At 64.0% G+C, this 26,112-nt stretch carries 23 protein-coding genes; 14 read left to right on the top strand and 9 right to left on the bottom strand.

Annotated elements, in window-relative coordinates; genetic code table 11:
* Nucleotides 1-16 precede the first annotated feature (16 nt).
* Complete coding sequence (locus H9627_RS09320; protein WP_225213707.1) at nt 17-1,243, top strand: HNH endonuclease signature motif containing protein; 1,227 nt, start codon at nt 17-19, stop codon at nt 1,241-1,243.
* Nucleotides 1,244-1,253: 10 nt separating this feature from the next.
* Here the strand turns inward: H9627_RS09320 and H9627_RS09315 are convergent, their stop codons facing one another.
* Together H9627_RS09315 and H9627_RS09310 are read right to left on the bottom strand one after the other, a co-directional pair.
* Complete coding sequence (locus H9627_RS09315; RefSeq protein ID WP_191733770.1) at nt 1,254-2,735, bottom strand: DHA2 family efflux MFS transporter permease subunit; 1,482 nt, start codon at nt 2,733-2,735, stop codon at nt 1,254-1,256.
* Nucleotides 2,736-2,821: 86 nt separating this feature from the next.
* Nucleotides 2,822-3,517 carry a 3'-5' exonuclease gene (locus H9627_RS09310; protein WP_191733769.1) on the bottom strand — a complete coding sequence of 232 codons (696 nt, stop codon included), beginning with the start codon at nt 3,515-3,517 and terminating at the stop codon, nt 2,822-2,824.
* A gap of 78 nt (nt 3,518-3,595) precedes the next feature.
* Here H9627_RS09310 and ligA point away from each other — a divergent pair, with 78 nt between their 5' ends.
* The gene (gene ligA, locus H9627_RS09305) at nt 3,596-5,632 is read left to right on the top strand and encodes an NAD-dependent DNA ligase LigA (protein ID WP_191733768.1); all 2,037 of its coding nucleotides are present in this window, start codon (nt 3,596-3,598) and stop codon (nt 5,630-5,632) included.
* A gap of 120 nt (nt 5,633-5,752) precedes the next feature.
* Entirely contained in the window at nt 5,753-6,790 is a 1,038-nt protein-coding gene (locus tag H9627_RS14340) for a S41 family peptidase (RefSeq protein WP_318247776.1), read from the top strand.
* On the opposite strand, the gene H9627_RS09295 is transcribed toward H9627_RS14340, so the two are convergent.
* On the bottom strand, nt 6,787-7,449 hold the full coding sequence (locus H9627_RS09295; RefSeq protein WP_191733767.1) for an ACT domain-containing protein: 663 nt from the start codon (nt 7,447-7,449) through the stop codon (nt 6,787-6,789). The genes H9627_RS14340 and H9627_RS09295 overlap by 4 nt on opposite strands.
* A 261-nt stretch (nt 7,450-7,710) precedes the next feature.
* Between H9627_RS09295 and gatC the strand changes: the two genes are divergently transcribed.
* The 3 genes from gatC (at nt 7,711) to H9627_RS09280 (ending at nt 10,464) form a co-directional block, all read left to right on the top strand.
* The gene (gene gatC, locus H9627_RS09290) at nt 7,711-8,010 is read left to right on the top strand and encodes an Asp-tRNA(Asn)/Glu-tRNA(Gln) amidotransferase subunit GatC (RefSeq protein WP_191733766.1); all 300 of its coding nucleotides are present in this window, start codon (nt 7,711-7,713) and stop codon (nt 8,008-8,010) included.
* A gap of 5 nt (nt 8,011-8,015) precedes the next feature.
* A complete protein-coding gene (gene gatA / locus H9627_RS09285) occupies nt 8,016-9,509 on the top strand; it encodes an Asp-tRNA(Asn)/Glu-tRNA(Gln) amidotransferase subunit GatA (protein ID WP_191733765.1) in 1,494 nt (497 codons plus the stop codon).
* A 115-nt stretch (nt 9,510-9,624) separates the two neighbouring features.
* Nucleotides 9,625-10,464 carry a siderophore-interacting protein gene (locus tag H9627_RS09280; RefSeq protein WP_191733764.1) on the top strand — a complete coding sequence of 280 codons (840 nt, stop codon included), beginning with the start codon at nt 9,625-9,627 and terminating at the stop codon, nt 10,462-10,464.
* Here H9627_RS09280 and H9627_RS09275 read toward each other — a convergent pair whose 3' ends face one another.
* Nucleotides 10,465-10,785 carry a hypothetical protein gene (locus H9627_RS09275; protein WP_191733763.1) on the bottom strand — a complete coding sequence of 107 codons (321 nt, stop codon included), beginning with the start codon at nt 10,783-10,785 and terminating at the stop codon, nt 10,465-10,467.
* Between the two features lie 129 nt (nt 10,786-10,914).
* On the opposite strand from H9627_RS09275, the gene H9627_RS09270 reads away from it, so the two are divergent.
* The 5 genes from H9627_RS09270 to mgrA all read left to right on the top strand — a co-directional run bounded on the left by H9627_RS09270 (nt 10,915) and on the right by mgrA (nt 16,767).
* Complete coding sequence (locus H9627_RS09270) at nt 10,915-11,946, top strand: 6-phosphofructokinase (RefSeq protein ID WP_191733762.1); 1,032 nt, start codon at nt 10,915-10,917, stop codon at nt 11,944-11,946.
* Between the two features lie 196 nt (nt 11,947-12,142).
* Nucleotides 12,143-13,186 carry a LacI family DNA-binding transcriptional regulator gene (locus tag H9627_RS09265; protein WP_191733761.1) on the top strand — a complete coding sequence of 348 codons (1,044 nt, stop codon included), beginning with the start codon at nt 12,143-12,145 and terminating at the stop codon, nt 13,184-13,186.
* Between the two features lie 117 nt (nt 13,187-13,303).
* Nucleotides 13,304-13,942, top strand: coding sequence for a GNAT family N-acetyltransferase (locus tag H9627_RS09260; RefSeq protein ID WP_191733760.1), 639 nt, complete (start codon nt 13,304-13,306; stop codon nt 13,940-13,942).
* Between the two features lie 149 nt (nt 13,943-14,091).
* Nucleotides 14,092-15,597 (top strand): Asp-tRNA(Asn)/Glu-tRNA(Gln) amidotransferase subunit GatB, encoded by a 1,506-nt coding sequence (gene gatB / locus H9627_RS09255; protein ID WP_191733759.1) that lies wholly within the window; start codon nt 14,092-14,094, stop codon nt 15,595-15,597.
* A 72-nt stretch (nt 15,598-15,669) separates the two neighbouring features.
* A complete protein-coding gene (gene mgrA, locus H9627_RS09250; RefSeq protein ID WP_318247779.1) occupies nt 15,670-16,767 on the top strand; it encodes an L-glyceraldehyde 3-phosphate reductase in 1,098 nt (365 codons plus the stop codon).
* Here mgrA and lysE read toward each other — a convergent pair.
* Nucleotides 16,764-17,459, bottom strand: coding sequence for an L-lysine exporter (gene lysE / locus H9627_RS09245; RefSeq protein ID WP_191733757.1), 696 nt, complete (start codon nt 17,457-17,459; stop codon nt 16,764-16,766). The two genes, mgrA and lysE, sit on opposite strands and share 4 nt — an antisense overlap.
* A 61-nt stretch (nt 17,460-17,520) precedes the next feature.
* Between lysE and H9627_RS09240 the strand changes: the two genes are divergently transcribed.
* Nucleotides 17,521-18,393, top strand: coding sequence for a LysR family transcriptional regulator ArgP (locus H9627_RS09240; protein ID WP_191733756.1), 873 nt, complete (start codon nt 17,521-17,523; stop codon nt 18,391-18,393).
* Here the strand turns inward: H9627_RS09240 and H9627_RS09235 are convergent.
* Nucleotides 18,390-19,469, bottom strand: a complete 1,080-nt coding sequence (locus H9627_RS09235; protein ID WP_191733755.1) for a glutathione S-transferase family protein — start codon at nt 19,467-19,469, stop codon at nt 18,390-18,392. The genes H9627_RS09240 and H9627_RS09235 overlap by 4 nt on opposite strands.
* A 130-nt stretch (nt 19,470-19,599) precedes the next feature.
* Between H9627_RS09235 and H9627_RS09230 the strand changes: the two genes are divergently transcribed.
* Together H9627_RS09230 and H9627_RS09225 are read left to right on the top strand one after the other, a co-directional pair.
* On the top strand, nt 19,600-20,328 hold the full coding sequence (locus H9627_RS09230; protein ID WP_225213706.1) for an HNH endonuclease family protein: 729 nt from the start codon (nt 19,600-19,602) through the stop codon (nt 20,326-20,328).
* A gap of 167 nt (nt 20,329-20,495) precedes the next feature.
* Nucleotides 20,496-21,377 (top strand): DoxX family protein, encoded by an 882-nt coding sequence (locus tag H9627_RS09225; RefSeq protein WP_191733899.1) that lies wholly within the window; start codon nt 20,496-20,498, stop codon nt 21,375-21,377.
* 96 nt (nt 21,378-21,473) lie between these two features.
* On the opposite strand, the gene ilvD is transcribed toward H9627_RS09225, so the two are convergent.
* The 3 genes from ilvD to H9627_RS09210 all read right to left on the bottom strand — a co-directional run bounded on the left by ilvD (nt 21,474) and on the right by H9627_RS09210 (nt 26,049).
* Nucleotides 21,474-23,315, bottom strand: coding sequence for a dihydroxy-acid dehydratase (gene ilvD, locus H9627_RS09220; RefSeq protein WP_191733754.1), 1,842 nt, complete (start codon nt 23,313-23,315; stop codon nt 21,474-21,476).
* 194 nt (nt 23,316-23,509) lie between these two features.
* Nucleotides 23,510-24,208, bottom strand: coding sequence for a PH domain-containing protein (locus H9627_RS09215; RefSeq protein WP_191733753.1), 699 nt, complete (start codon nt 24,206-24,208; stop codon nt 23,510-23,512).
* A 65-nt stretch (nt 24,209-24,273) separates the two neighbouring features.
* Nucleotides 24,274-26,049 carry a mechanosensitive ion channel family protein gene (locus H9627_RS09210; protein ID WP_191733752.1) on the bottom strand — a complete coding sequence of 592 codons (1,776 nt, stop codon included), beginning with the start codon at nt 26,047-26,049 and terminating at the stop codon, nt 24,274-24,276.
* Nucleotides 26,050-26,112: the final 63 nt, after the last annotated feature.

Genomic DNA, 26,112 nt, shown 5'->3' with positions numbered 1-26,112 from the left:
CATAGGGGGTTATGCCATGATCACCACTCATCCACCCAACTACTACACCGTCAACAATCCCGCCGATCCCACCGCCATGGCGCTGAGCGCCATCAGGAAGGCGGAACACCAGCTCATCGCGCAGGTGATGCCCGATGAGGACACCGACTTCGAACTGGCGGTATCCACGCTCGCTGTCTCCACCGGATATTCCCGTCACCGCGTCAGGCAACTCATCCTCGCGTTCTACCAGCTCAAGGACCTGCCCCTGCTGGAGCAGCTCCAGCAGGACCTCTTCCACCTCGACCACCAGCGCCTGATCACCATTTCCAACGCCCTGTTCGGCCTCAACCCCGAGCATCTGGAGGTGGTGGATGAGCTGCTCACCGACTATCTCACTCCCATCGCACCCAACCAGGCGCTGCCCTCGCACCGATCCATCCGGGCGAAGATCGCCGCCATCCGCAGCATGCTCGACGATGCCAAGGCGGACCCCGATAAGGACCCCACCAACCGGAGGGAGTTCGATATCTCACCCGGTGACAATGACACCACAGCCCACCTGTTCGCCTCGGTCGACCCTGTGGAAGGCAAACTCATCAACGATGCGGTGGCTAAACATGCTGAGGCCACGGGAATGAACAAGGGGGAGGCCTTCGTCGACCTCATCCTGAGCAAGGTCAAAATCAAGGTCGCCCTCAATCTCTACAGTGCGAAGGACCTCGCCAACGCACCTGTGTGGGGCACGGGTATCGGATGGCTCGATGAGAAGACGGGGAACCACTGGAGCGCCCAGGCCAGCACGGTCCGGGATATGGATCAGGCGATGGGGAAGCACGTCGCCGGCCATGATCCGACCCCCGATATCCGGGCCGCTGTGGAGGGTCGCGATGGCGGGTGTGTGGCGCCGTACTGCACGGTGCCAGCCGATCGCTGCGATATCGACCACCGCATCAACCACGAGGACGGAGGTTGCACCTGCGCCGGGAACCTGTCTTCCGCGTGCCGTCATCATCACAACGGCAAGACCGATGGGCGATGCGTATACCTGAGCGACCCGGTCACCGGGATCGTGGTGTGGGTCTGGCAGGACGGAACCTGGGCGGTCAGCGTGCCGGAGGGGCCACTGACACCGCAGAGTGCCCGGTGGGCACAGACGGTCTCCCAGTACCGCACCACACACCGCAAGCGCTGGGCGGCGGCAGCGAAGGCTGAGGCAGAGGCGAAGACCACCGAGGTTCAGGAGGATGCCCCACCGTTCTAACCCGGGAGACTCAGACGGACTTATCAGCCTTGGCTTCCATGCGGGCCCGGGTTGCCTCCGGCGTGGCGTTTTCCGCCAGCAGTGATGCCACCACACCGATGAGGAGGATGACGGTGGGCAGCAGGAGCGCCTGCCCGAAGGCAGCCCCTCCCTCGCCGGCGACCAGACGGACCTGGAGCACAGCACCGATGGCGGCGGCACCCATGACGGACCCCAGCTGCCGGGTGGTGTTATACACACCGGAACCCGCCCCCATGAATCGTCCCGGCAGGTCGCGCATGGTGGAGGTGGAGTTCGGGGCCCAGATGAGGCTGTTTCCCACACCCAGGAAGAACATCGACACCAGGGCCACCCAGATCGGAGCATTAAAGATCATCATGAGGGAGAGACCGAGGATGGACAGCGAACTGATGCCGAACCCGAGCGCCGCCATGGAGTTGGGGTTGCGTTTGTCCACCAGCCTGCCGATGGAAGGCGACAGCAGGACGGCGACGAGCGCCTGGGGGATCATCATGAAGCCCGCCTGCATCGGTCCCATGCCGTGGATCTGCTGGAAGTACAGCATGATCGGCAGGGGGATACCGGCCACGGTGAAGCCCATGGCCACAATGCCGATATTGCCCAGGGAGAAATTGCGGATCCGGAAGATGTCCAGGGGGATCAGCGGATCACTGCCTGCCTGGGCCAGTCTGGCCTGCTGCCGGACAAAACCGTATCCGAGTGCGAAGGCGACGATGATCATCACCCAGATCCAGGCCACCCAGCCGGCAACCTCACCCTGCTGCAGGGCGAACACCAGCAGGAACATCGCGGTGGCGGACAACAGCATGGACAGGGGATCCAGTGGTCGGGTGTGGGGAGGGAACGCAGGAACATATTTCAGGACCGCGAGCACGGAGATCACACCGATGGGGACATTGATGTAGAACACCCACTGCCACCCCCAGTTCTCGGTGATCACACCACCCACGATGGGGCCGGTCAGGGTGGCCAGACCCGCGGTGGTGCCCCAGATGCCCAGGGCGGCCCCGCGTCGTTCGATGGAGAAGATCCGGTTGATGGTGGCCATGGTCTGGGGCGTCAGCAGCGCCGCACCGAAACCCTGCACACCGCGGGCGATGATCAGACTCATCATGTCCGGGGCCAGGCCACAGGCCAGGGAGCTGACCGTGAAGATGATCATGCCCACGGCGTAGACGTTCTTCGGCCCGAATTTATCCCCCAGCCGCCCGGAGATCAGCAGCGGCACCGCGAAGGTGAGCAGGTAGATCGAGGTCACCCAGATGACCTCGTTGTAGGTGGCGCCCATGTCCTCCTGGAGGGCCGGGGTGGACACCGCCACGATGGTTTGATCCAGCAGGATCATGAAGAAACCGACGCACAGGGCGATCAGGGCCGGCCACGCCTCCTTCTCGGGCAGGGGCATGGAGGGATAGGTCCTGCCGTCCTGCGCGGAAGCGTTGTTGAGTTTGTTACCAGTGGACACGATCATCCATTCTTCCACCTGAGCGCAGAAAAGTCGCGCCCCTGTGGTTTATGACTTCACAGGGTCGCGACTTCCATCATCGCGGACGGGGATTAACTGGACTGCACCGGCCAAGAGGTGTTCACGGTGGAGCCGTCCTTGCCCTGGCCCTGGAGATAATTGCGGAAACTGGTCTGCTTCTCGTAATATCCCACCGCCTGCATTTCCATGAGTTCCTCCCCGCTCATGGTGGCCAGTTCGGGCCAGATACGGGCCTGCTTCCAGGCGATGCGGGCGGCGGCCAGGGCATCGGAGGTGGCCTCGTGGGCGTTGCCCAGCTGCACCTCATAATGCGCGCAGAGATCGCTCAGGGTGCGTTTGCCCTTGCGGTAGGGATCCTTGATCCTGTCGACGGTGTACGGATCATAAACCAGCCCATCGACGGTGAAATCACCGGAGAGTCTGCGCAGCACGGTCAGATCATAGGGTGCATTATAAACGATGAGGGCTTGATTATTTCCCCATCCCTCCTGGATTCTCCGGATGGTTTCAGCCAGCACCTCCTCATGGGGCTGGCCGTGCTCCCGGGCGTATTCCGTGGTGATGCCGTGCACGGCGGTGGCACCCTCGGGGATCTCCACACCGGGGTCGGCGAGCAGTTCGAGTGGCGTGGCGCCGGCCTTGGTGATGGTCACCATGGCGGATGTGACGATGCGGGCTTCAAAGGGGTTGGCGGCGGTGGTCTCGAGGTCGAAGGAGAGCATATTTGCGGGGTCGAAGTGGGCAGGGAGTTTCACCGTGGAGTTCATGACCCCAACCCTAACCAACGCCCCGGACACCGGGTGCCCCCGCCCGGCACAATCGGCGACCATCTAGAATCGGGAACCGTGACTGACGATAATGCCCAACTGCGCAGGACCTGGAACGAGCTGGCGGAAAAGGTCCGGTACCACCGGGATCTCTACTACAACCAGCAACCGGAGATCCCCGACGCCGACTTCGACGCCCTGTTCCGGCAGCTCCAGGATCTGGAGGAACAGCACCCGGAGCTCGCCGTCCCGGACAGTCCCACCAAGGAGGTGGGCGCACCGGTCACCGAACAGTCCAGCTTCGACAATGTCGAGCACCTCGAGCGCATGCTCAGCCTGGACAATGTCTTCGACGAGGAGGAGCTGCGCGACTGGCTCGCCCGCACCCCGGCGAAGCGTTATCTCACGGAGTTGAAGATCGACGGGCTCTCCATCGACCTGATCTACCGCAACGGCACACTGGATCGTGCCGCCACCCGTGGTGACGGCCGGGTCGGGGAGGACATCACCGCCAATGCCCGTGTCATCGGGGACATCCCGCATGAGCTGACCGCCACCGATGAGTACCCCATCCCGGCGGTGCTCGAGGTCCGCGGTGAGGTGTTCATCCCCATCGGGGACTTCGCTGAGGTCAACGCCCAGCGCATCGAGGATGGTGGCAAGCCGTTCGCCAACCCCCGCAACGCCGCCGCCGGATCGCTGCGTCAGAAGAACACCGAGGATGTGAAGAAGCGCCGACTGCGCATGATCACCCACGGTATCGGCTACAGCGAGGGTTTCCAGCCGGCCTCACAGCATGACGCCTACCTGGCGCTCGCCGCCTGGGGCCTGCCCACGTCCTCCTACACGGAGGCCGTCGAAACCGCCGACGCCGTCGTCGACAAGGTGTTGTACTGGGCCGACCACCGGCACGACGCCCTGCACGAGATGGACGGCCTGGTGGTCAAGGTCGATGACATCGCCTCCCAGCGCGCCCTGGGGTCCACCAGCCGTGCGCCGCGCTGGGCGATCGCCTACAAGTACCCGCCGGAGGAGGTCACCACCAAGCTGATCGACATCAAGGTCAGTGTGGGCCGCACCGGCCGGGTGACCCCGTTCGCCATGATGGAACCTGTGTTTGTCGCCGGATCCACCGTGTCCATGGCTACCCTCCACAACCAGAGCGAGGTCAAACGCAAGGGCGTGCTCATCGGCGACACCGTGGTGGTCCGTAAGGCCGGCGAGGTGATCCCCGAGGTGCTCGGGCCCGTGGTGGAGATGCGCGACGGCACGGAACGGGAATTCGTCTTCCCGGAGCACTGCCCGGAATGCGGATCCACGCTGGCCCCGACCAAGGCTGAGGATGCCGACTGGCGTTGCCCGAACACCCGCAGCTGCCCCGGCCAGCTGTCCCAGCGCCTGACCTACATCGCAGGTCGCGGCGCCTTCGACATCGAAGCACTCGGTGAGAAGGGGGCCCAGGATCTCATCCGCAACGGCATCCTCATCGATGAGGCAGGTCTCTTCGACCTCACCGAGGAGGATCTGCTCAAATCCGATGTCTACACCACCAAGGCGGGCGCGGTGAATGCCTCGGGGCGCAAACTGCTCGCCAATCTGGAACAACGCAAGAACACCGACCTGTGGCGTGTGCTTGTCGCACTCTCGATCAGGCATGTCGGCCCGACGGCCGCCCGCGCGCTGGCCGGTCGCTACCGGTCCATGCAGAAGCTTGTCGACGCCCCCGTGGACGAACTCGCCGAAACCGACGGGGTGGGCATGATCATCGCCCAGTCGTTCAAGGACTGGTTCGAGGTGGACTGGCACCGTGCCATCGTGGACACCTGGGCGGCGGCCGGGGTGACCATGGAAGACGCCGAGATCGAACAGCTCGAGCAGACCCTGGAGGGGCTCACCATCGTGGTCACCGGAGGCCTGGAGGGGTTCACCCGTGACTCGGTGAAGGAGGCGATCATCTCCCGTGGCGGTAAGGCCTCGGGGTCGGTGTCGAAGAAGACCGATTATGTGGTGGTGGGGGAGAATGCCGGATCTAAGGCCACCAGGGCGGAGGAGCTCGGGTTGACCATTCTCGATGAGGAGGCTTTCGTCCGGCTCCTTGATACCGGCACTGTGTAGGGAAGCTCGGGGTTGGGGGGAGGGGAAACCCTGAATAATTCCCATCTGCGGGATTTGCATTTCGAGCGGCCTTAAGGTGACACGGAGAAAGATGTCCAGAGCCTACGGAGTGTCACCGCAGTGTCAACAAAGACGGGAGCGCCACTTCCGGCTGCTGAGGGTCGGCGTAGGAGCAGGCTCCTCCGCTGGGTCGGGGGAATCATCGCGACGGGGCTGGTGGTGGGCCTGGCCGCCATCTGGGCATTCGGCCCCACCATCGGAACCGCTCTGTGGGGCAGGCCGGTGTTCCTCGTTCCCCCGACTCCGGAATGCTACGCCACCACCGTCTTTGACATCGCCGGACGCCAGGGCATCTACGCCGGTTCCGAGTTGTTTGCCGTCGCGCGCGCCCGCGCGGAGGAGGCCGTCGCCGACGCCGATTCCATCGCGGACACCTATCCGCACATAGATGCCATCCTTGCTGCCGCCGGTGGAAAGCACTCCACGCTGATGTTGCCCGGTGTTGTTCCAAAGGAACGCCAGGCTGATCTGATCCCCACCGTGGAATCGGGTGGGCAGGTGGTCACTGTGATCCTGCCTGCCACTGATGCCAGCTGGGATGGTCAGGCCTATGTGGATGCGGTGGCACCCGCCCTGGTGGAATCCCTCCGGGGAGATGGATGCGCAGTCATCCTCGATCTGCGGGGCAATACCGGCGGTGATATGGGGCCCATGCTGGCAGCTGTCTCACCATTGCTGCCGGACAGTGACGTTCTCTGGTTCAGCACCCCGCTCTATGACACCCCGGTCACCATCACCGGCAACAGCGTCCGGGGAGGGGGCACGCCCATGAGTGCCCAGGTGGATGAGAAATTCCAGGTGCCGGTCGCGGTGCTCACCGACAGTATGACCGGTTCCTCCGGCGAGGTCATCATGCTTGCCTTCCGTGGGCTGGAGAATTCCAGGTCCTTCGGTGGCCCCACCGCCGGGTACGCCAGCGCCAACACCACCATTGAGATGCCCGACGGAGCCAGCATCCTTCTGACCACCGCGCACAACAAAGCCCGCACCGGCGAGATATTCGGTGAGAATCCGGTTGAACCGGATAGGGTCACCGTCTCAGCGGAACGGGCGGCGCGGGAGTGGATCGGCCAGCAGGGGTGCGGGGATGCAGATTAGGAGATGATCGCGCCCACGATCGCCCCCAGGTCACCGAGGTGCTGAACCTCACTGGCCAGGAAGTCGGGGCCACCGGGGCGACCGATAATGAGTGCCAGGGTGGTCCTGCCCAGCGGCGCGATGGCCAGGGAGGAATCCAGCAGCGTCCAGCTCTCCGGGATCCAGTCCTCCTGCTCCGGGATGAGCAGGCGGGCGGTTTCCAGCACGACGTTCTGGGGCACGGTGCCATCATCCTCAGGCGCGGCCTGGGAGGCTGCGACACGTCGGACCGGGGGAATGGTGTCGATGACCATGGCCCACCCGGAGGTCATGGTGCGGGGGATGACATTGACCATGGCCTGCATGGCCTTGGGCACATCCCTCTTGCTGGCGGCCACGGCGGCGAGCATCTCGATCTGCCCGCGACGGTCCACCGTCCCGGAGAAGGGACGGATGGAGTCGACCATCACACCCTCAACCTGCTCGGCGGCGGTAATGAGGGTGTCCGCCATGACGTGCTTGGGGATGGAGACCACGAAGTCATCCATCACGGTTCCGTTCGGGAAGCGCTCCACCACGTCCACGGACTGAATATTGGCTTCCACCAGGCCTAGTGCCTCCGCCAGAAGGGCGAGGTTGCCGGGGGTGTCAGACAACAGGACGCGGATCAGGAAAGACATCAGGGGATCGCTTCCTTACTTTCAGATAACTTGGGGGGATGGATGGGGAACATTCTTCCCCTAGACAATACCATCGCGGTTCCTCCCCGAGGTTGAGTTGGACAGCGTTCGTCGTGACCCTCACCCTGGGAGGTTCCGTGTCCGCACGGTGCAGTAAGATGATCCAGCAGTTGCGCCTGTTCTGATTTCTCCATGACACATCAGCGGGCGTGTGCCATTTTTATCCACCCATTGTGACTAGCGAAGAGGATCAGAAACCAAGTGCCTGAGATTTCGCGCGACCAGGTCGCTCACCTTGCCAAACTGGCCCGGCTGGCGCTCAGCGAAGAGGAGCTGCAGCAGTTCGCCGGACAGATTGATGACATCGTCGGACATGTCTCCGCGGTGCAGAACGTTGATGCCGAGGGGGTCGAGCCGATGAGCCACCCGCACAGCATCATGACCACCATGCGTGAGGATGTCGTGGTCAAGACTCTTACGCCGGAGCAGGCACTCGATCAGGCCCCGGCCGTCGAGGATGGGCGTTTCATGGTTCCGCAGATTCTGGGTGAGGGCGACTAATCATTATGAGCAACAAATATCTGGTTGAGGGCTCCACCAGCGAGCTGACCACCAAGACCGCCGCCGAACTGGCCGGTCTGATCCACTCCCGCGAGGTCACCTCCCGGGAGGTCACACAGGCGCACCTCGACCGCATTAATGAGGTCGATGGCGAGATCCACGCCTTTCTGCATGTCGGTGAGGAAGCTGCCCTGGCCGCGGCAGACGCCGTCGATAAGGCTCTCGACGCCGGCGAGGCTCCCGCATCCGCACTGGCCGGTGTCCCGCTGGCACTCAAGGACGCCCTGGTCACCACCGATGCCCCGACCACCGCGGCATCGAAGATCCTCGAGGGGTACATGAGCCCCTATGATGCGACCGTCACCCGGAAGCTGCGCGAGGCCGGCATCCCGATCCTGGGCAAGACCAACATGGATGAGTTCGCCATGGGATCCTCCACGGAGAACTCCGCCTATGGTGCCACCCGCAACCCGTGGGATCTGGAGCGCACCCCGGGTGGTTCCGGTGGTGGATCCTCCGCAGCGCTGGCCTCCGGTGAGGCCCCGCTGGCCATCGGCACCGACACCGGCGGGTCCATCCGCCAGCCCGCCGCACTGACCAACACCGTCGGTGTGAAGCCGACCTACGGCACCGTGTCCCGTTACGGACTCATCGCGTGTGCGTCCTCCCTAGATCAGGTCGGTCCGACCGCGCGTACCGTTCTCGACACCGCGCTGCTCCACGAGGTCATTGCCGGTCACGACATGTTCGATGCCACCAGCGTCGACAAGCCCGTCGCGCCCGTGGTTGCCGCCGCACGCGAGGGTGCCAGCGGGGACCTCAACGGTGTCCGTGTCGGTGTGGTCAAGCAGTTCGACCGCGATGGCTACCAGAACGGGGTCCTCGAGGCGTTCCACGCTTCTGTCGAGCAGATGCGTTCCCAGGGTGCGGAGATCGTCGAGGTTGACTGCCCCCACTTCGATGACGCCCTCGGCGCCTACTACCTGATCCTGCCGTGTGAGGTGTCCTCCAACCTCGCGCGATTCGACGGTATGCGTTACGGCCTGCGCTCCGGTGATGACGGCACCCGCTCCGCCGATGAGGTCATGGCACTGACCCGCGCCGAGGGCTTCGGCCCTGAGGTCAAGCGTCGTATCATCCTGGGCACCTACGCGCTGTCCGTGGGGTACTACGACGCCTACTACCTGCAGGCGCAGCGTGTGCGTACCCTCATCGCGCAGGACTTCAACCGTGCCTTCGAGCAGGTCGACGTACTGGTGTCCCCAACCACCCCGTCCACCGCGTTTAAGCTCGGCGACAAGATCACCGATCCGCTGGAGATGTACAACTTCGACCTGTGCACCCTGCCGCTGAACCTGGCTGGTCTGTCCGGCATGTCGCTACCCTCCGGTCTGGCATCCGACACCGGTCTGCCCACCGGTCTGCAGATCATGGCGCCGGCGTTCCAGGATGACCGCCTGTACCGCGTCGGTGCGGCCTTTGAGGCTGGCCGTAAGTAGGACTTGCTACATGCCCGGGACCATGGTGTCCCGGGCATCGGTCTTTCCCGACCACGGCCGGAGAGTGTAGGCTTACCTATGTTGATTAACGATATATCGAAGCATCGGAGTTTACATGACCGCACCCGCCAAGCGTGCCGCCCGTAGCGCCACCGTCACTGCCACCACCCGCATCTCACCCGACCTCATCCGGCTCAGTTTCGACTGCCCAGGGATCATCGGTGTGGAGCTGCCCTACAGTGACCACTACGTCAAACTGCTCTTCGTGCCGGAGGGCGCCGACTACTCCTGGCCATTCGATCTCGCTGAGATCCGCGAGACCAGGCCGCGTGAGATGCACCCGGTCACCCGTACCTACACGCTGTGCAATATCGATACCGTCGCAGGTACCTTCGACATTGACTTCGTGGTCCACGGTGATGAGGGGCTCGCCGGCCCCTGGGCCATGACGGCCCGCCCCGGGGACCAGATTGCGTTTGCCGGCCCGGGCGGCAAGTGGTCACCCACCGCCGACTACGAACACTTTGTCCTCGCCGGCGATGAGGCGGCGGCACCCGCGATCGTCGAGGCACTCCAGCAGCTCCCCGCCGGGACCACCGCAACGGCCTACATCGAGATCTCCACCGACGGGGCGCTTTTCGACGTTTCCGTCCCGGCGTCGGCGGAGCTCGTCTGGGTCCCACGTGAGGGCGCCGTCCACGGCTCCCGCCTCATCGAGGCGGTGCGGGCCGGTGGTTACCCGGAGAAGAAGACCTCCTGGTTCATCCACGGCGTGGCCGAGATGGTCAAGGAGACCCGCCGCTTCCTCTTCGTCGACGGTGGGGTGGACCGTGCGGATGCCTCCATCTCCGGTTACTGGCGCCTGGGCATGACCGAGGATCAGTGGCAGGCCTCCAAGCGTGAATTCGCGGAGGCCATGGAGGCGGAGGAGACTGCCGCGGCAGCCTCGTCCTAGTTATTCCGAATCCGACACCATGTAGGCGACGGCGGCCGCGGCACCGGTTGCGGTGAGCACCGCGGGCCATGCGCCGATTCTCTTGGCCAGTGGGTGGGACATGCCGAAGGCACCCACGTAGGTGCCCAGCAGGGCCGCGGTGACGCCCGGCCCCTTCTTCTTATTCCAGCTGCGGGCGGCCAGCGCTCCGGCGGCCACGAGTGGGATCGTGCCCAGCGGGCGGATGCCTGATTCACGGGCGGTCAGCCACCCGCCGATGAGACCTGCGGCAACAACGGTGGCGGTGCTGACCTGGTCAGCGTCTTTGAGTTTCATATCCATGCCAGACAGTCTAACCACTCTCTCCGTCGTGCCCGAACGGGCCGGGGCGGCGGACACTATGTCCGTTCGGGCGTGTCTATGGCATCAATAGCACAGCATTAACGGTGTGGGGGGTTTAATATGGGAGACATGCGAATTGCCACTCTCACGTCTGGCGGCGACTGCCCCGGACTCAATGCTGTCATCAGGGGAATTGTCCGTACCGCAAGTAATGAATTCGGTTCCACGGTCGTGGGTTATCAGGACGGCTGGGAGGGCCTGCTTGCAGACCGACGCGTTCAGCTCTACGACGACGAGGACATCGACCGCATCCTGCTCCGCGGTGGAACCATCCTGGGTACCGGTCGTCTGCACCCGGACAAGTTCAGGGCCGGCATCGACCAGGTCAAGGCGAATCTCGCCGATGCGGGAATCGACGCACTCATCCCGATCGGCGGCGAGGGCACCCTCAAGGGCGCGAAGTGGCTCGCCGACAACGGCATCCCTGTGGTCGGTGTCCCGAAGACCATCGACAATGATGTCAACGGCACGGACTTCACCTTCGGTTTCGACACTGCCGTGGCAGTAGCCACCGACGCCGTCGACCGGCTGCACACCACGGCGGAATCCCACAACCGTGTGATGATCGTCGAGGTGATGGGTCGCCACGTCGGTTGGATCGCACTGCACGCCGGTATGGCCGGTGGAGCTCACTACACCGTCATTCCCGAGGTGCCCTTCGACATCTCAGAGATCTGCAAGCGAATGGAACGTCGCTTCCAGATGGGGGAGAAGTACGGCATCATCGTCGTCGCGGAGGGTGCGCTACCCAAGGAGGGCACCATGGATCTGCGTGAGGGTGAGGTGGATCAGTTTGGCCACAAGACTTTCACCGGCATCGGCCAGCAGATCGCCGATGAGGTCCACAGGCGTCTGGGCCACGATGTCCGCACCACGGTCCTGGGTCATATCCAGCGCGGTGGCACCCCCACCGCCTTCGACCGTGTCCTGGCCACCCGGTATGGTGTGCGCGCCGCCCGTGCCTGCCATGAGGGTCAGTTCAACACCGTGGTGGCGCTCAAGGGTGAACGCATCCGGATGATCTCCTTCGAGGAGGCCGTGGGCACCCTGAAGAAGGTGCCGATGGAACGCTGGGTCACCGCCCAGGCCATGTTCGGTTAATCAGTCCCATCTCCCGGCTCCGCGTCTGCGGGGTTGGGTTTTCTATGCTCGGAAACATATCGGTATGAAATTGTGATGTCTATCGCTTGACGATGGTGTGGGAAATCGCTTAAGTTCGCTCTTAAATAAAGGTGCAAACGATTGCCCCTTGTGCCGGTATGTTCTGGTGAGCTTCGAGAAAGGTGGCCCGCCCCTCATGTATTCGGAAAACCCTCCGGGAAAGAAGCGCGCCACCACACTCAAGGACATTGCACAGGCCACTCAGCTCTCCGTCAGCACCATCTCCCGGGCACTGTCCAACAACGCCAGCATCCCCGAACCCACCCGCCTGCGGGTCATCGAGGCAGCAGAGCAGCTCAACTACCGCCCCAATGCCCAGGCACGGGCGCTGCGGAAATCACGCACCGATACCATCGGTCTGCTGGTACCCAATATTGAAAACCCGTACTTCGCCAGCCTGGCTGCCGCCGTCCAGCGTCGGGCACGCCGGGCCGGGGTGTCCACCATCCTGACCAACACCGAGGAGAATCCCGACCTGGTCAATCAGGCACTCGATGTCATGGATGATCAGCGCCTCGACGGAATCATCGTGGTCCCGCATCTCCAGAGCGCGGACAAGGTTGCCGAACTTCATGCCAGGGGAGTCCCCATCGTCCTGGTTGATCGCAAGCTCAAGGACACCGGTATCCCATCGGTCACCTCGGACCCGGAGCCGGGGATGACTGCGGCGGTGGATTTGTTGACCGCCACTGATGTGTCCCTCGGGTATCTATCGGGACCGCAGGACACCTCAACCGGTCGGGAACGCCTGGGCTTGTTCGAGTGGCTCTGTGTGGATCGTGGCATCACCGGGGTATCGGTCTACTACGGCGGTTACCGTCAGGAATCCGGTTATGAGGGTGTGCGGGTGCTCCTTGAGCAGGGCGCCAATGCGATCATTGCCGGTGACTCCATGATGACCATCGGCGCCCTCATGGCCATTCACGAGTTGGATCTGGTGATCGGGGAGGACCTCCAGCTCATTGGTTTCGACGACAACCCGGTGTTCCGCCTGCAGAACCCACGCCTGACCGTCATTGACCAGCAGGTAGGGAAGATGGGTGAGCAGGCCTTCGATCTCCTGCAAAAACTGATCTCCGGAAAAGGGGTCGTGGAGTCGGTGCGTATCCCCACCATCCTTCACATCCACGGATCTACGGCCGGTTCCGTGCAGAGGCGGGGCCGGACGTCGAAAAGCTAGAGACATCCGTGTCATTTCCTTATGGAAGAGTGGCCCGATAGGTGTGAATTTATATCACCTGAACTGCTATGAAATGCAGAATAGGACAATTGGGCCCGGTGGGTCTATATTCATCTCATGCATTTCGCTGAAAACCCGCGTCTGGCGAACGACGCGGTGATTCTCGAACCACTGTCACACCAGTGGACGGGGGATCTCCAGGAAGCTGTCGCCTCACAGGAACTGTGGCGCCATTGGTTCGTCGCTCTACCCACACCAGAGGGCATGGCCGAGGAAATTGACCGTCGTCTCGCCGAACACCGTGACGGATTGTGTGCCCCCTGGGCCATCGTCTCCGCCGCGACCGGACGGGCGGTGGGGATGACCTCACTCCATACCTTCGACCAGTCCAACAAACGACTCGAGATCGGGCGCACGTGGATGGCCGCGCATGTCCACGGCACCGGGATCAACCCCTCCGCGAAATATCTCCAGTTGCAGCGTGCCTTCGAGGACCTGGGGGTCAATGTCGTGGAATTCCGCACCAACTGGCACAACCACCGGTCACGCACGGCGATCGAACGGCTCGGGGCCAAACAGGATGGTGTGTTGCGCAAGCACCGCATCCATCCCGATGGCACCGTCCGTGACACCGTCATCTACTCGATCACCAATGACGAGTGGCCTGCGGTCAAACTGACGCTGTTGGAGCGGCTCCACCGTCGTCTCCAGGTGCCCACCCTGCCCAGCGAGGTTTCCCTCGTCGACGCGGGTTAACAACCCACCTCATCTGTCCCTCATCCATCTCCCGGATCATCACGACCGCCCCGGCTGTCGTGGTGGTCCGGTTTCGTCTTTCCCGCCCCCGTTGTTGCTCTCCACCCGATGAACACCCGGGTGGCCACGGAGGGCTAGAATAGTGACTCATGACTGCAGCCTTTTATGATCTGATGGACTTTGACGAGGTCCTGGAGAAGTATGACCCCGTGATGGGCCTCGAGGTCCACGTCGAGCTGGCCACCGAGACCAAGATGTTCTCCGCCTCCTCCGCCCATTTCGGCGCGGCCCCGAACAGCAACGTCGATCCCGTCTCCCTCGGCCTGCCGGGCGCGCTGCCTGTGGTCAACGCTAAGGGTGTGGAGTGGGCGATCAAGATCGGTCTGGCACTGAACTGCAGCATCGCCGAATCATCCCGGTTCGCCCGCAAGAACTACTTCTACCCGGATCAGCCGAAGAACTACCAGATCTCCCAGTACGATGAGCCGATCGCCTACAACGGTTACCTGGACGTCATGCTGGAGGACGGCACCGAGTGGCGCATCGAGATCGAGCGCGCCCACATGGAGGAGGACACCGGCAAGCTGACCCACCTCGGTGGTACCTCGGGTCGCATCCACGGCGCCACCGCCTCCCTGGTGGACTGCAACCGTGCGGGTGTTCCCCTCATCGAGATCGTGACCAAGCCGATCGAGGGTGCCGGTGCCCGCGCACCGGAGATCGCCAAGGCCTATGTCTCCGCGCTGCGTGATCTGGTCAAGGCCCTCGGTGTCTCCGATGGTCGTCTGGATCAGGGGTCCATGCGCGTGGATGCCAACCTCTCCCTGCGCCCCATCGGACAGGAGGAATTCGGTACCCGCACCGAAACCAAGAACATCAACTCCCTGAAGTCCGTCGAGCAGGCCATCACCTTCGAGATGCAGCGTCAGGCCCGCGTCCTGGACAACGGTGGCACCATCGACCAGGAGACCCGCCACTACCAGGAGACTGACGGCTCCACCTCCAAGGGACGTCCGAAGGAAACCGCCGAGGACTACCGCTACTTCAACGATCCCGACCTGCCACCGGTCATCGCACCGGCCGAGTGGGTCGAGGAGATCCGCGCGACCCTGCCGGAACTGCCCTGGGTCCGTCGTGCCCGCATCCAGGAGGAGTGGAAGCTCTCCGACGCCGAGATGCGTGATCTCATCAACGCCAACGCCCTCGATCTGATCATCGAGACCGTCGAGGCGGGCACCACCCCGGACGAGGCCCGCGCCTGGTGGGTGTCCTACCTCTCCCAGAAGGCCAACGAGTCCGGCGTGGAACTCGACGCACTGCCGGTCACCCCGGCGCATGTCGCCCGCGTGGTCGCCCTGATCAGGGAGGGCAAGCTCACCAACAAGCTCGGCCGTCAGGCCATCGACGGTGTGCTCGCCGGCGAGGGTGACGTCGATGCGGTTGTCGCCTCCCGCGGCCTGGAGGTCGTGCGTGACGACGGAGCGATCGAGGCCGCCGTCGACGAGGCCCTGGCGGCCAACCCCGACATCGTGGAAAAGTACCGCGCTGGCAACACCAAGGTCACCGGTGCCATCGTGGGTGCGGTCATGAAGGCCACCCGCGGCAAGGCTGATCCGGCCCAGGTGAACAAGCTCATCGCCGAGAAGCTCGCCTGATCACCTGCACAACGCCCCTCCCCGTGAGGGGCGTTTTTGCCGTTATGGCAGCCACAGCCCGAAGTGAGCACAATGGTGGCCATGACCTATGTACCAGCACCAACACGCTATGACGACATGGAGTACCGCACCGTCGGGCACTCCGGACTGAAGTTACCCGCCATCTCTCTCGGGCTGTGGCACAACTTCGGCAACGACAAACCCCTGGAGACCCAGCGCGAGATCATCCACCGGGCCTTCGACAGGGGAGTCACCCACTTCGACCTGGCCAACAACTACGGCCCACCGGCCGGGTCCTCCGAGGTGAACTTCGGCCGCATCCTGAAGAGGGATTTCGCCGATCACCGCGATGAGATGATCATCTCCTCCAAGGCCGGGTGGAACATGTGGGACGGACCCTACGGTTTCGGTGGCTCCCGCAAATATCTGGTCAGCTCCCTCGACCAGTCGCTCAAGCGCCTGGGGGTGGACTACGTGGACATCTTCTACCACCACCGCCCGGACCCCGACACCCCACTCGAGGAGACCCTCTACGCCCTGCGTGACATCGTCGCCTCCGGCAAGGCGCTCTACGTGGGTATCTCCTCCTACGGTGCGGATCTGACGGCCGAGGCTGCCGAGCTAATGTCCGATGAGGGCTGCCCGCTGCTCATCCACCAGCCGAGCTACTCCCTGGTCAACCGCTGGGTGGAGGAACCGGGCGATGAGGGGGAGTCACTGCTTCAGGCCACCGCGAACCACGGATTGGGGGTCATCGCCTTCTCCCCGCTGGCACAGGGCCTGCTCACCGACCGCTACCTCGACGGTGTCCCCGAGGGCTCCCGCGCCACCCAGGGCAAGTCCCTGTCGGAGGGCATGCTGTCCGAGGAGAACATCGGTATGGTGCGCCGCCTCAACGACATCGCCCAGGAGCGCGGTCAATCACTGGCACAGATGGCGATCGCCTGGGTCCTGCGGGAACAGGGCAACTACGGCGAGGAGACGGTCACCTCGGCGCTCATCGGTGCCTCCAGCGTGAAGCAGCTCGATGCCAACCTCGACGCACTGGCCAACCTGGAGTTCACCGAGGCGGAACTCCAGGCCATCGATGAGATCGCCCATGACGCCGGGGTGAACATCTGGGCCAAGGCCACCGAATCCAAGACAGCCACACCGAGGGAGCTGGATTAACCCATCAGGATCAGCTTCACGGCCAGTCCGGTGAGCACCACGGCCACACCGATGTTGATCCAGCGCCACACCCGCGTGCTGGACAGGGGACCGGACAGGGCGGCGGCGCCGTAGCCGACCAGTGGGAACCAGATCAGGCTGGCGGCAAAGGCACCCGCGGCAAAGATCCACCGGCCGGTCTCACCGTACTGGGCCCCCACGCCACCGATGAACACGAAGGCATCCAGGTAGGCATTGGGGTTGAGCCAGGTCAGCACAATGGCCATGAGCATGGGCTTGACCCAGATCTTCTGGGTGCCGGGTGTGGTGTGGAGCCGGTGTCGTTGTTTCGTCGTCACGCCCCCGCCGGAGGCGCCGGGTGCCGCGACGGGCTCGGAGTGGTCGACGAAGGTGACCTCGGTGCGGGTGCGCAGGGCGTCGCGCGCAGCCATCACCGCGAACCACAGCAGGTAGGCGGTGCCGCACCAGCGCAGGATGTCGAGAATGATCGGGGCGGTCTCGGAAATCAGGCCGACCCCGACGGTGCCGAGGGTGAACAGGACCACGTCGGACAGTAGACAGACGATGATGACGGCCGTGATGCCCTCGCGTTTGATGCCCTGTTTGATCACCAGGACATTCTGTGGGCCGATGGCCAACAGCAGACTGGCTCCCAACAACAAACCGGTGACAAAGATTTCCATGTTCAGCATGTTCGCGCACCAACTATATTAAGTAAAATGATAGAGACTGAACATGGTTTAGAATTGCTTCATGAACCCGATCCACCTGGACACCCTGCTGACCATCATTGACGAGGGCAGCTTCGAGAATGCCTCCCTCGCGCTGTCGATCTCCCCCTCGGCGGTCAGTCAACGCATCAAGGCACTGGAGAAATCCGTCGGGCGGGTGCTGGTGTCGCGCACCCAGCCGGCGGTAGCCACGGAAGCCGGGGAGGTGCTGGTTCAGGCGGCCCGCAAGATGGCGCTGCTGCAGGCGGAGACCCGCGAACAACTGGCGGAACGGCTCGATGAGATCCCTCTGACGGTGGCCATCAACGCTGATTCCCTATCCACCTGGTTCCCGCCGGTGTTCGCCGAGGTCGCACGCTGGGGCGCGGTCACCCTGACGCTGCGGGTGGAGGACGAGGCCCACACTTTGTCACTGTTGCGCCGCGGTTCCGTGCTCGGGGCTGTGACCCGCGAGGCGGACCCCGTCGCAGGTTGTGAGGTTCAACGCCTGGGGATCATGAGGCACCTGCCCGTGGCCACCCCGGAACTCCGGGATCGCTACAGCGTGGACGGCCACCCCGACTGGGTGCGCATGCCGGTGCTGCGTTTCGGGCCGAATGATGTGCTGCAGGACCGCGATCTCGAGGGCAGGGTCGAGGGAACCGTCGCCAGGCGCCGTGTCTCGGTGGTTCCGTCTGCGGAGGGGTTCGGGGAGGCGGTGCGGCGCGGCCTGGGGTGGGGCCTGCTGCCCGAGGCGCAGGCGGCACCGATGCTGGCTGCCGGGGATGTGGTGCAGCTCGATGAGAAGGTGGTGGACACCCCGCTCTATTGGCAACGATGGCGCCTGGAGTCCAGGCTGCTCGCCAGACTCACAGACGCCGTGGTGGATGCGGCCCGGGCGGGCCTGAGAACCTAGTTCTGGAAGGGCTCCGGGTTCTTGACCTCTTCACCGGCGGGCATCGGGCCCGGCAGGGTGACACCCTCGGCGAAGGGGGAACCGCCCAGTGCCTCGCGGCCGTGCTCGGACATCAGACCGGACAGGTCGGGGCCGACCGGGACGATCTGGGTGGGGTTGATCTCCGCGTGGGTGATGAAGTAGTGCTGCTTGATCTCGGTGAAGTCGGTGGTGTCACCGAATCCCGGGGTCTGGAACAGATCGCGGAGGTAGCCCCACAGGTTGGGCATCTCGGTGATCTTGTTCCGGGAGCACTTGAAGTGGGAGTAGTAGACGGCGTCGAAACGCACGAGGGTGGGGTAGAGGCGGATATCCGCCTCGGTGATGTGATCACCCATGAGGTAGCGGCGGGTGGACAGTCGCTCCTCCAGCCAGTCCAGGGCCGTCCACAGACGCTCATAGGCCTCATCGTGGGCCTGCTGGGAGCCGGCGAAACCGGTGCGGTACACACCGTTGTTCACCTCGGTGAAGATCCGTTTCATCACCGGTTCCATCTCCTCGCGCAGGTGCTCGGGGTAGAGCTCCGGGGCACCCTCGCGGTGGTGCTGCTTCCACTCCAGGTTGAAGTCGATGGTGATGGAGGGGTAGTCGTTGGTGACCACCTTGCGGCTGGACTCCTCGACGATGGCCGGCACGGTGATGCCACGCGGGTAGTCGGGGAAGCGGTTGAAGTAGGTCTCCTGCAGGCGGGGGATCTGGAGGACCGGATCAACCTCGCCCGGATCCAGGTCGAAGGTCCAGGAACGCACATCATGGGTCGGGCCGGTCAGGCCGAGCGAGATCACGTCCTCCAGTCCCAGCAGGCGACGGGTGATCACGGTGCGGTGGGCCCAGGGGCAGGCGCGGGCGGCAACCAGGCGGTAGCGACCGGCCTCAACCGGCCAGTGGAAGGATCCGTCCTCCTGTGCGACCGGTTCGGACCCTGTCGGGACATCGGCCACGATGCGGTCGGTGATGTAGTTGGTGTCCCGGACGAACTCGCCGTCGGGGGAGGCATTCTGTGGGGCGCCGGCCCAGTCAGCAGTGGTGTTGCTCATGTGAAAACTCCTTCAAGGATTTATATGATATGTCAACAATTATAGCCGGAATCGGGAGCTGCTGCCAGCTGAACATATATTCGAACCCCAGTCGATGGGGCATCAGTGCAGGTTGATACAGTAAAACGCCATGGCAACACGTTCAAAAACCACGCAGAAGTCCCGCGCCGTCCGGGCCAGGGCTGCTGCCTCCGGGGTGCTCACCGCCCTCGTCACGGTCATCATCGCGGTCGCATATGTCATCAATGGCGCTCCCGGGGATGACCGCCCACATACAGCCGAAGTCGCCGGGTACCGCACCATGCTCGCCGGCCTGGATGTCAAGGGACGCGCCCCCATGACCGGATACAACCGCGAGCTCTTCGGCCCCGCCTGGACCGATACCGTCGACGTGGACCTCGGCCACAACGGGTGCGACACCCGCAACGACATCCTGAACCGCGACCTCACCGGCGTGGACACCCGCCCGGGCACCAGGGACTGCCTGGTGGAGAAGGGCACCCTGGAGGACCCCTTCTCCGGCGAGACCATCCGGTTCACCCGTGGCCAGTCCACCTCCTCCCTGGTGCAGATCGACCACCTCGTACCGCTTGCCGACGCCTGGCAGAAGGGTGCACAGCAGTGGGATGAGCAGACCCGCAGGAGCTTCGCCAACGACCCGGACAACCTCCTCGCCGTCAAGGGCAGTCTCAACAGTCAGAAGGGCGCGAGCGACGCCGCCACCTGGCTGCCACCGAACCGCGCCTTCCGCTGCGACTACGCCAAGATGATCATCACGGTCAAGGACCGCTATGACGTATGGGTCACCCAGGCGGAATCCGAGGCACTGTCCACCCAGCTGAACACCTGCGCCGCATAACATTCCGGGCACACCGGGGCTTCCTGCAGGCCAGGCCCGGTGAGTTCGATTAACCTGGCAGCATGGCTGAGAAACCGCGTAACACCGACCCCAGTTCCGACCCCACTGACAAGGCATCCGAGACGCCGTCCACCCCGGGGCGGGGTTCCCACCCCCTGAGCCGGTTGATGGGGAAGAAACCCCAGCCCGTGGAGTCCTCCGATCTCGGTGACCCCGATGATGACATCCCGACCTACAACGGTTCGCGTGCAGATGCACCCCAGGCCACCCAGGCACCCCAGACCACGGCCTTCGCCCGTCCGGGGGAGGGGTATCAGGCGTCGACAAGCGACCGTCTGGCGTCCGACGCGCCGACCACGGTGACGCCACCACCACCCGCGCAGCCGACCCGACAGCTCGACCGGGAACCCGTCCCCGGCGCGTCCTACAGTGATACGGACTTCGCGCAGCCCGTGGCGCCCGCCGTCATCCCCCCGGCGCAGCCGCCGGAGGAACCGGTCATCGCGGAGCCGGCCACGGCGCTGGATGCCCGGCGCGGCACCCTCGACTTCGGTCTGTTCATCATCCGCGTCGCGGTCGGTCTCTACCTGATCCTGCGGGGGGTGTCAGCATTCTTCGCGATCGGTGGTTCGGACGGGCTCGCCGGACTCGAGGCAGAGTACGCCGGTTACCAGTGGCCCGAGGTCCTGGCGATCCTGCTGCCGTCCCTGGAGCTGGCCGCCGGTGTGTTCCTGCTGCTGGGGCTCATGACCCCGGTGGCCGCCGCGGTCGCCACCGTGGCCACGTCCTTCACCGCCCTGCACCAGATCAATGTCCATGACGGCGGCTGGGGTGAGCTGGACGAGGCGATTGTGCTGGCGGTTGTTCTCACCCTGGTGGTCATCGGCCTGCAGTTCACCGGCCCGGGCCGTATCTCCCTGGATGCCGGCCGCAGTTGGGCACGCCGCCCGCTGGTCTCCTCGTGGATCTTCGTGATCATCGGCATCGCCCTGGCCATGGTGCTGTGGTGGTTCGGCGCCGGCGTCAACCCCTTCGGTGCGCTGGCCTGACACCAGGCCTGACACCAGGCATAAGAAAACTCCCGGTGGAGTTCGCTGATCAACAGTGAACGTCCACCGGGAGTTTTTTGTGGTCACCCGGACCTGTTAGTCGATCTGGCGGACCGCACCCTTGTCGGCGGAGGTGGCCATCTTGGCGTAGGCACGCAGCGCCTTGGAGACCACACGCTGGCGGTTCTTCGGCTGCCACGGCTTGTCGGAAGCCTCCTCGGCTGCCCGGCGACGCTCGAGTTCCTCATCGGAGATACCCAGATCCAGCACGCGGTTGTGGATATCGATGGTGATGATATCCCCGTCCTCGATCAGGCCGATGACACCACCGTGGGCAGCCTCGGGGGAGACATGGCCGATGGACAGTCCCGAGGAACCACCGGAGAAACGGCCGTCGGTGAGCAGGGCACACTTCTTACCCAGACCGGAACCCTTGAGGAAGGCGGTCGGGTGCAGCATCTCCTGCATGCCCGGGCCACCGGAGGGACCCTCGTAGCGCACAACCAGCACCTCGCCGGCCTGGATGGTCTTGTTGAGGATGACGGAGACCGCCTCTTCCTGGCTCTCAACCACGCGGGCGGGGCCGGTGAAGGTCCACAGTTCCTCGTCGATACCGGCGGACTTGATCACCGCTCCGTCGGGGGCGATGTTGCCGCGCAGCACCACCAGACCACCATCGGCGGTGTGGGCGTGCTCGATGCTGTGGATGCAGCCGTTCTCGGCATCGGTGTCCAGGGAATCCCAGCGGTTGTCGGTGGAGAACGCCTCGGTGGTACGGATGCCACCGGGGGCGGCGTGGAAGAGGTCGATGGCCTCCTCGGATGCCTTGCCGGAACGGATATCCCACTCGTCGAGCCAGGACTGCAGGTCATCGGAGAAGACCGAGTGAACGTCCTTGTTCAGCAGGCCACCGCGGTTGAGTTCACCGAGGATGGCGGGGATGCCACCGGCGCGGTGGACATCCTCCATGTGGTAGTCCGAGTTCGGTGCGACCTTGGACAGGCAGGGCACGCGCTTGGACAGCACGTCGATGTCAGTCAGGTCGAAGTCGACCTCACCCTCCTGGGCGGCGGCGAGGATGTGCAGGATGGTGTTGGTGGAACCACCCATGGCCATATCGAGTGCCATGGCGTTCTCGAAGGCCTGCTTGGTGGCGATGGAGCGTGGCAGGGCGGACTCGTCCTCCTGGCCGTAGTAACGCTCACACAGCTTGACCACGGTCTCGCCGGCCTTCTCGAACAGGGCACGGCGGGCGGAGTGGGTGGCCAGAGTGGAACCGTTACCGGGCAGGGACAGACCCAGGGCCTCGGTGAGGCAGTTCATGGAGTTCGCGGTGAACATACCGGAGCAGGAACCACAGGTGGGGCAGGCGGACTGTTCGACGGCGAGCAGACCGGCATCATCCACACCGTCATTGGCGGATGCGGAGATCGCGGTGATCAGGTCGGTCGGGGCGTGGGCGACACCATCAACCACCACAGCCTTACCGGCCTCCATGGGGCCACCGGAGACGAACACGACCGGGATGTTCAGGCGCATCGCGGCATTGAGCATGCCGGGGGTGATCTTGTCACAGTTGGAGATACACACCATGGCGTCCGCGGTGTGGGCATTGACCATGTATTCCACCGAGTCGGCGATGATCTCACGCGACGGCAGGGAGTACAGCATGCCACCGTGACCCATGGCGATGCCGTCATCGACGGCGATGGTGTTGAATTCCTTGGGCACACCACCGGCTGCACGGACGGCATCCGCGACGATATCTCCGACGTCCTTCAGGTGAACATGGCCCGGCACGAACTGGGTGTAGGAGTTGACAATGGCCACAATCGGCTTGCCGAACTCGTTTTCCTTGGTGCCTGTGGCACGCCACAGTGCGCGGGCTCCGGCTGCGTTGCGGCCGACGGTGGTGACTTTTGAACGAAGAGGAATCATGATGCGCTTTTCAGATCAACTCTTTCGGACAGATCCTGAAAGAGTGGCGGAAAGGGGGAATTTTCGGAGGCCACGCCACCATGCCCGGACCGGGTGAGGTGGGCTGGGGGCGGCGGAATCCGTAAGAATAATATGGTGTCCGACGGCGATCGGTTCTCTGGTTCGAATCACACCGTCACACTGGATGGGGATATTTACGCTTGTGGCGTCGGCCTGTCATCAGTGGGCTGATGAGTAGGCTCAGCAGTGGGAATTGCGCTACCGGGGGATTCAACACCACTGGCCCCGGAATTGTTCCCGGAGGCCGTGTGCGAAACATCGTGGGGGGTGTTGTCCTCATCGAATTCGATCTGGATCTCCCGGCCCAGTTCCTTCTGGCGTGCGAGGTACTCATCCTTGGTCAGGACCACGGAGTACCCGTCCTCCTGCACCACGACGATCTTGCCATCCATGGCGGCACGCCCCTCGGTCAGGGCATCGGGGATGCGACCATAGGAGGCCTGCTGGAGGCGGGGGAGTGAGTTGAACGTGACACCGGGCAGGGAGATCTCCGTGCCGTCGGTGGTGCGTGCGAAGGTGCGTGCCCCCTTGAAACCGATGCCCGCGAAATCATCCCACGCGATGGCCTTGTTGCCCCGGAAGGCGTAGCGCGCCTCGATGCCCGTGCTGTCCACCACCGTGGCGGATTTGAGCACCCACCAGATGATCAGGGCGGGGAAGATGAGGATCCACCAGAGGTACTGGGGAGCGGCCCCGATGGTGAGCAGTGAGATCAGCGCCAGAACAACCGCACTGAGGATGTGGGTGCGCTCAGGGTGGAAGGTTTCAGTGGGTTCTGCCCGGGAAGCGGTCCCCGGTGCGGTGTCCTGGGTATTTTCAGTGGCTGAACTCATGTTTCACATAGTAGTAAAGGGGGTGGACATGTCCGTAATCGTGGCCATCATCGTCACCGTAACCGTCATCCCACAGGCGCAGGCTGGGGCTGGGCCGTGACGGTGGTCTGGGCCGGTGCCTCAGTTGGTGCCTGACCTGTGGGCTGCGTGGGGGTGGGGGTCTGCTGGAGCCGGGGTGCGACGCCCGGGGTCGGGGTCACAGTGGTCGGTGTCACGGTGGTTGCCGGTTCATTCTCCGGGGCGGTGGTTGGTGTGTTCGTGTCACCTGGGGCGGTAGGTGTGGCGGTGCCGGTCGGATCGGCGGTGGATTCGGTCGTCGGTGCGAGTGGCTCGGTGGACAGTGCCGGCTCCTCGGAGATCACCGGTTCGGGGCTTGGTTCGACCGGGGTGGTGATCTCCTCCTCATTGGAGGTGTTCCAGCCCTCCCATCCCTCCTCGGGTTCAATGGTGAAGACCTTGAACAGCAGCAGGAGCACCAGAGCGATCGTCATGGCGCCCGTGCTCATGCGGGTGCGGCCACCGCCTGACAACAACCGCTGCCACCACTTGTCATAACTTTCGGAACGGAACAGGCCTGTCCGGCTGCCTGCGGTCTCATCATCGTCCTCCGTATCGTCCGGCGCGCCCGCCGGATCGTCGGTGACCGGGAAGACCCTGGTCTCATCGGCTGCCTCCGGATTCTTCGGGGGCACGGACATGGAGACATCCGGGCGGTTCGGGTGGGTGCCCTTGGCGGTGGGTTTGACCTCACCGTCGGCGGTGACCTCCGCGGTTTCGGCGGACGCTGCGGCATCGAGGTGCCTGCCGACCACAGCCCCTCCGGCCCCGGCACTGACCACAGCGGCGGTGGTGCGGTCATCGTCCAGGGCATCCACCGGGACGTCGATCACCGGTTTGCGGGAATAGGTTTTGTCCGGGGTCGGAATCAGCTCGGTGGGGGTTTCGCCCGGGTGATCGTCCAGGGTGAGTTTGTCCACCAGGGCGCCGGAGACGGTGGTGGCTGAGCCGTATTCATCCCAGAACTCATCGATGATCTGGGTGCGCACCGCGCGTTCGACCAGCCACTGGTTGCCGGCGGTGACCTGAACCATGAACCGCATCGTCACCATCCAGGGCATACCCACCACTGTGGGCGGCTGGATATCCACGGCCGGGTGCACGTCCAGTTCACCGAGCACCACCGCGGAGACCTGCTCCTCCGCCAGCGCGCGGCGTGCAGCACCCTCCGAGCGGGCGATCACCTCGCCGATGTCCTCGGACCCCAGCATGGGGACGGGGATGGCCACCACGGCGCGCGACCACTCGTTGGAACTGTTGATGCACACCTTCGCCGCGGAGTTCGGGACGATGATCGTCTGTTGGGAGATGGTGCGGATGGTGGTGGCACGCATCGTCACCTCGACGACGGTGCCCTCCGCCTCAACGCCTCCGCCTTCGAAACGGACCCAGTCACCCACGCCGAACTGTTTCTCGGTGAGGATGAAGAAGCCGGCGAGGAAGTCGGCGATGATGGACTGCGCACCGAAACCAACCGCCGCGGAGGCGACGGTGGCGGGGATGGCGGCGCCGGCCAGTGAGAATCCGAGCTGTTGCAGAAACGCCACGATCAGGACGAAATACGCGACGATCTGGATGATATAGAGGCCTACGCCGGCGAAGGCGAGTTTGTTCTTCCCCGCCTCCTCATCGTTGTTGGCCTCGATCCGTTTGCGCACAATCCGCATGATCAGACGGCCGACGCGGGGGATGAGGGCACCAATGAGGACGATGATGATGAGATCGATCCCGGTTCCGAGGAACCAGGACCACAGGGACGAGAGGAAATAGCTCAAAGCCAGCATGCCGACTAGGGTAACCCCGTTTTCTGTGCGTTGTCTGGGTGAACGTTAGCGCGCAGGTTGCGG

Origin of the sequence: Corynebacterium gallinarum, from assembly GCF_014837045.1 — a bacterium.
In the GTDB taxonomy this organism is placed as follows: Bacteria; Actinomycetota; Actinomycetes; order Mycobacteriales; family Mycobacteriaceae; genus Corynebacterium; species Corynebacterium gallinarum.
Note: the sequence above shows the minus strand (reverse complement) of the source record. Positions and strands in the feature narration are given on the sequence as shown.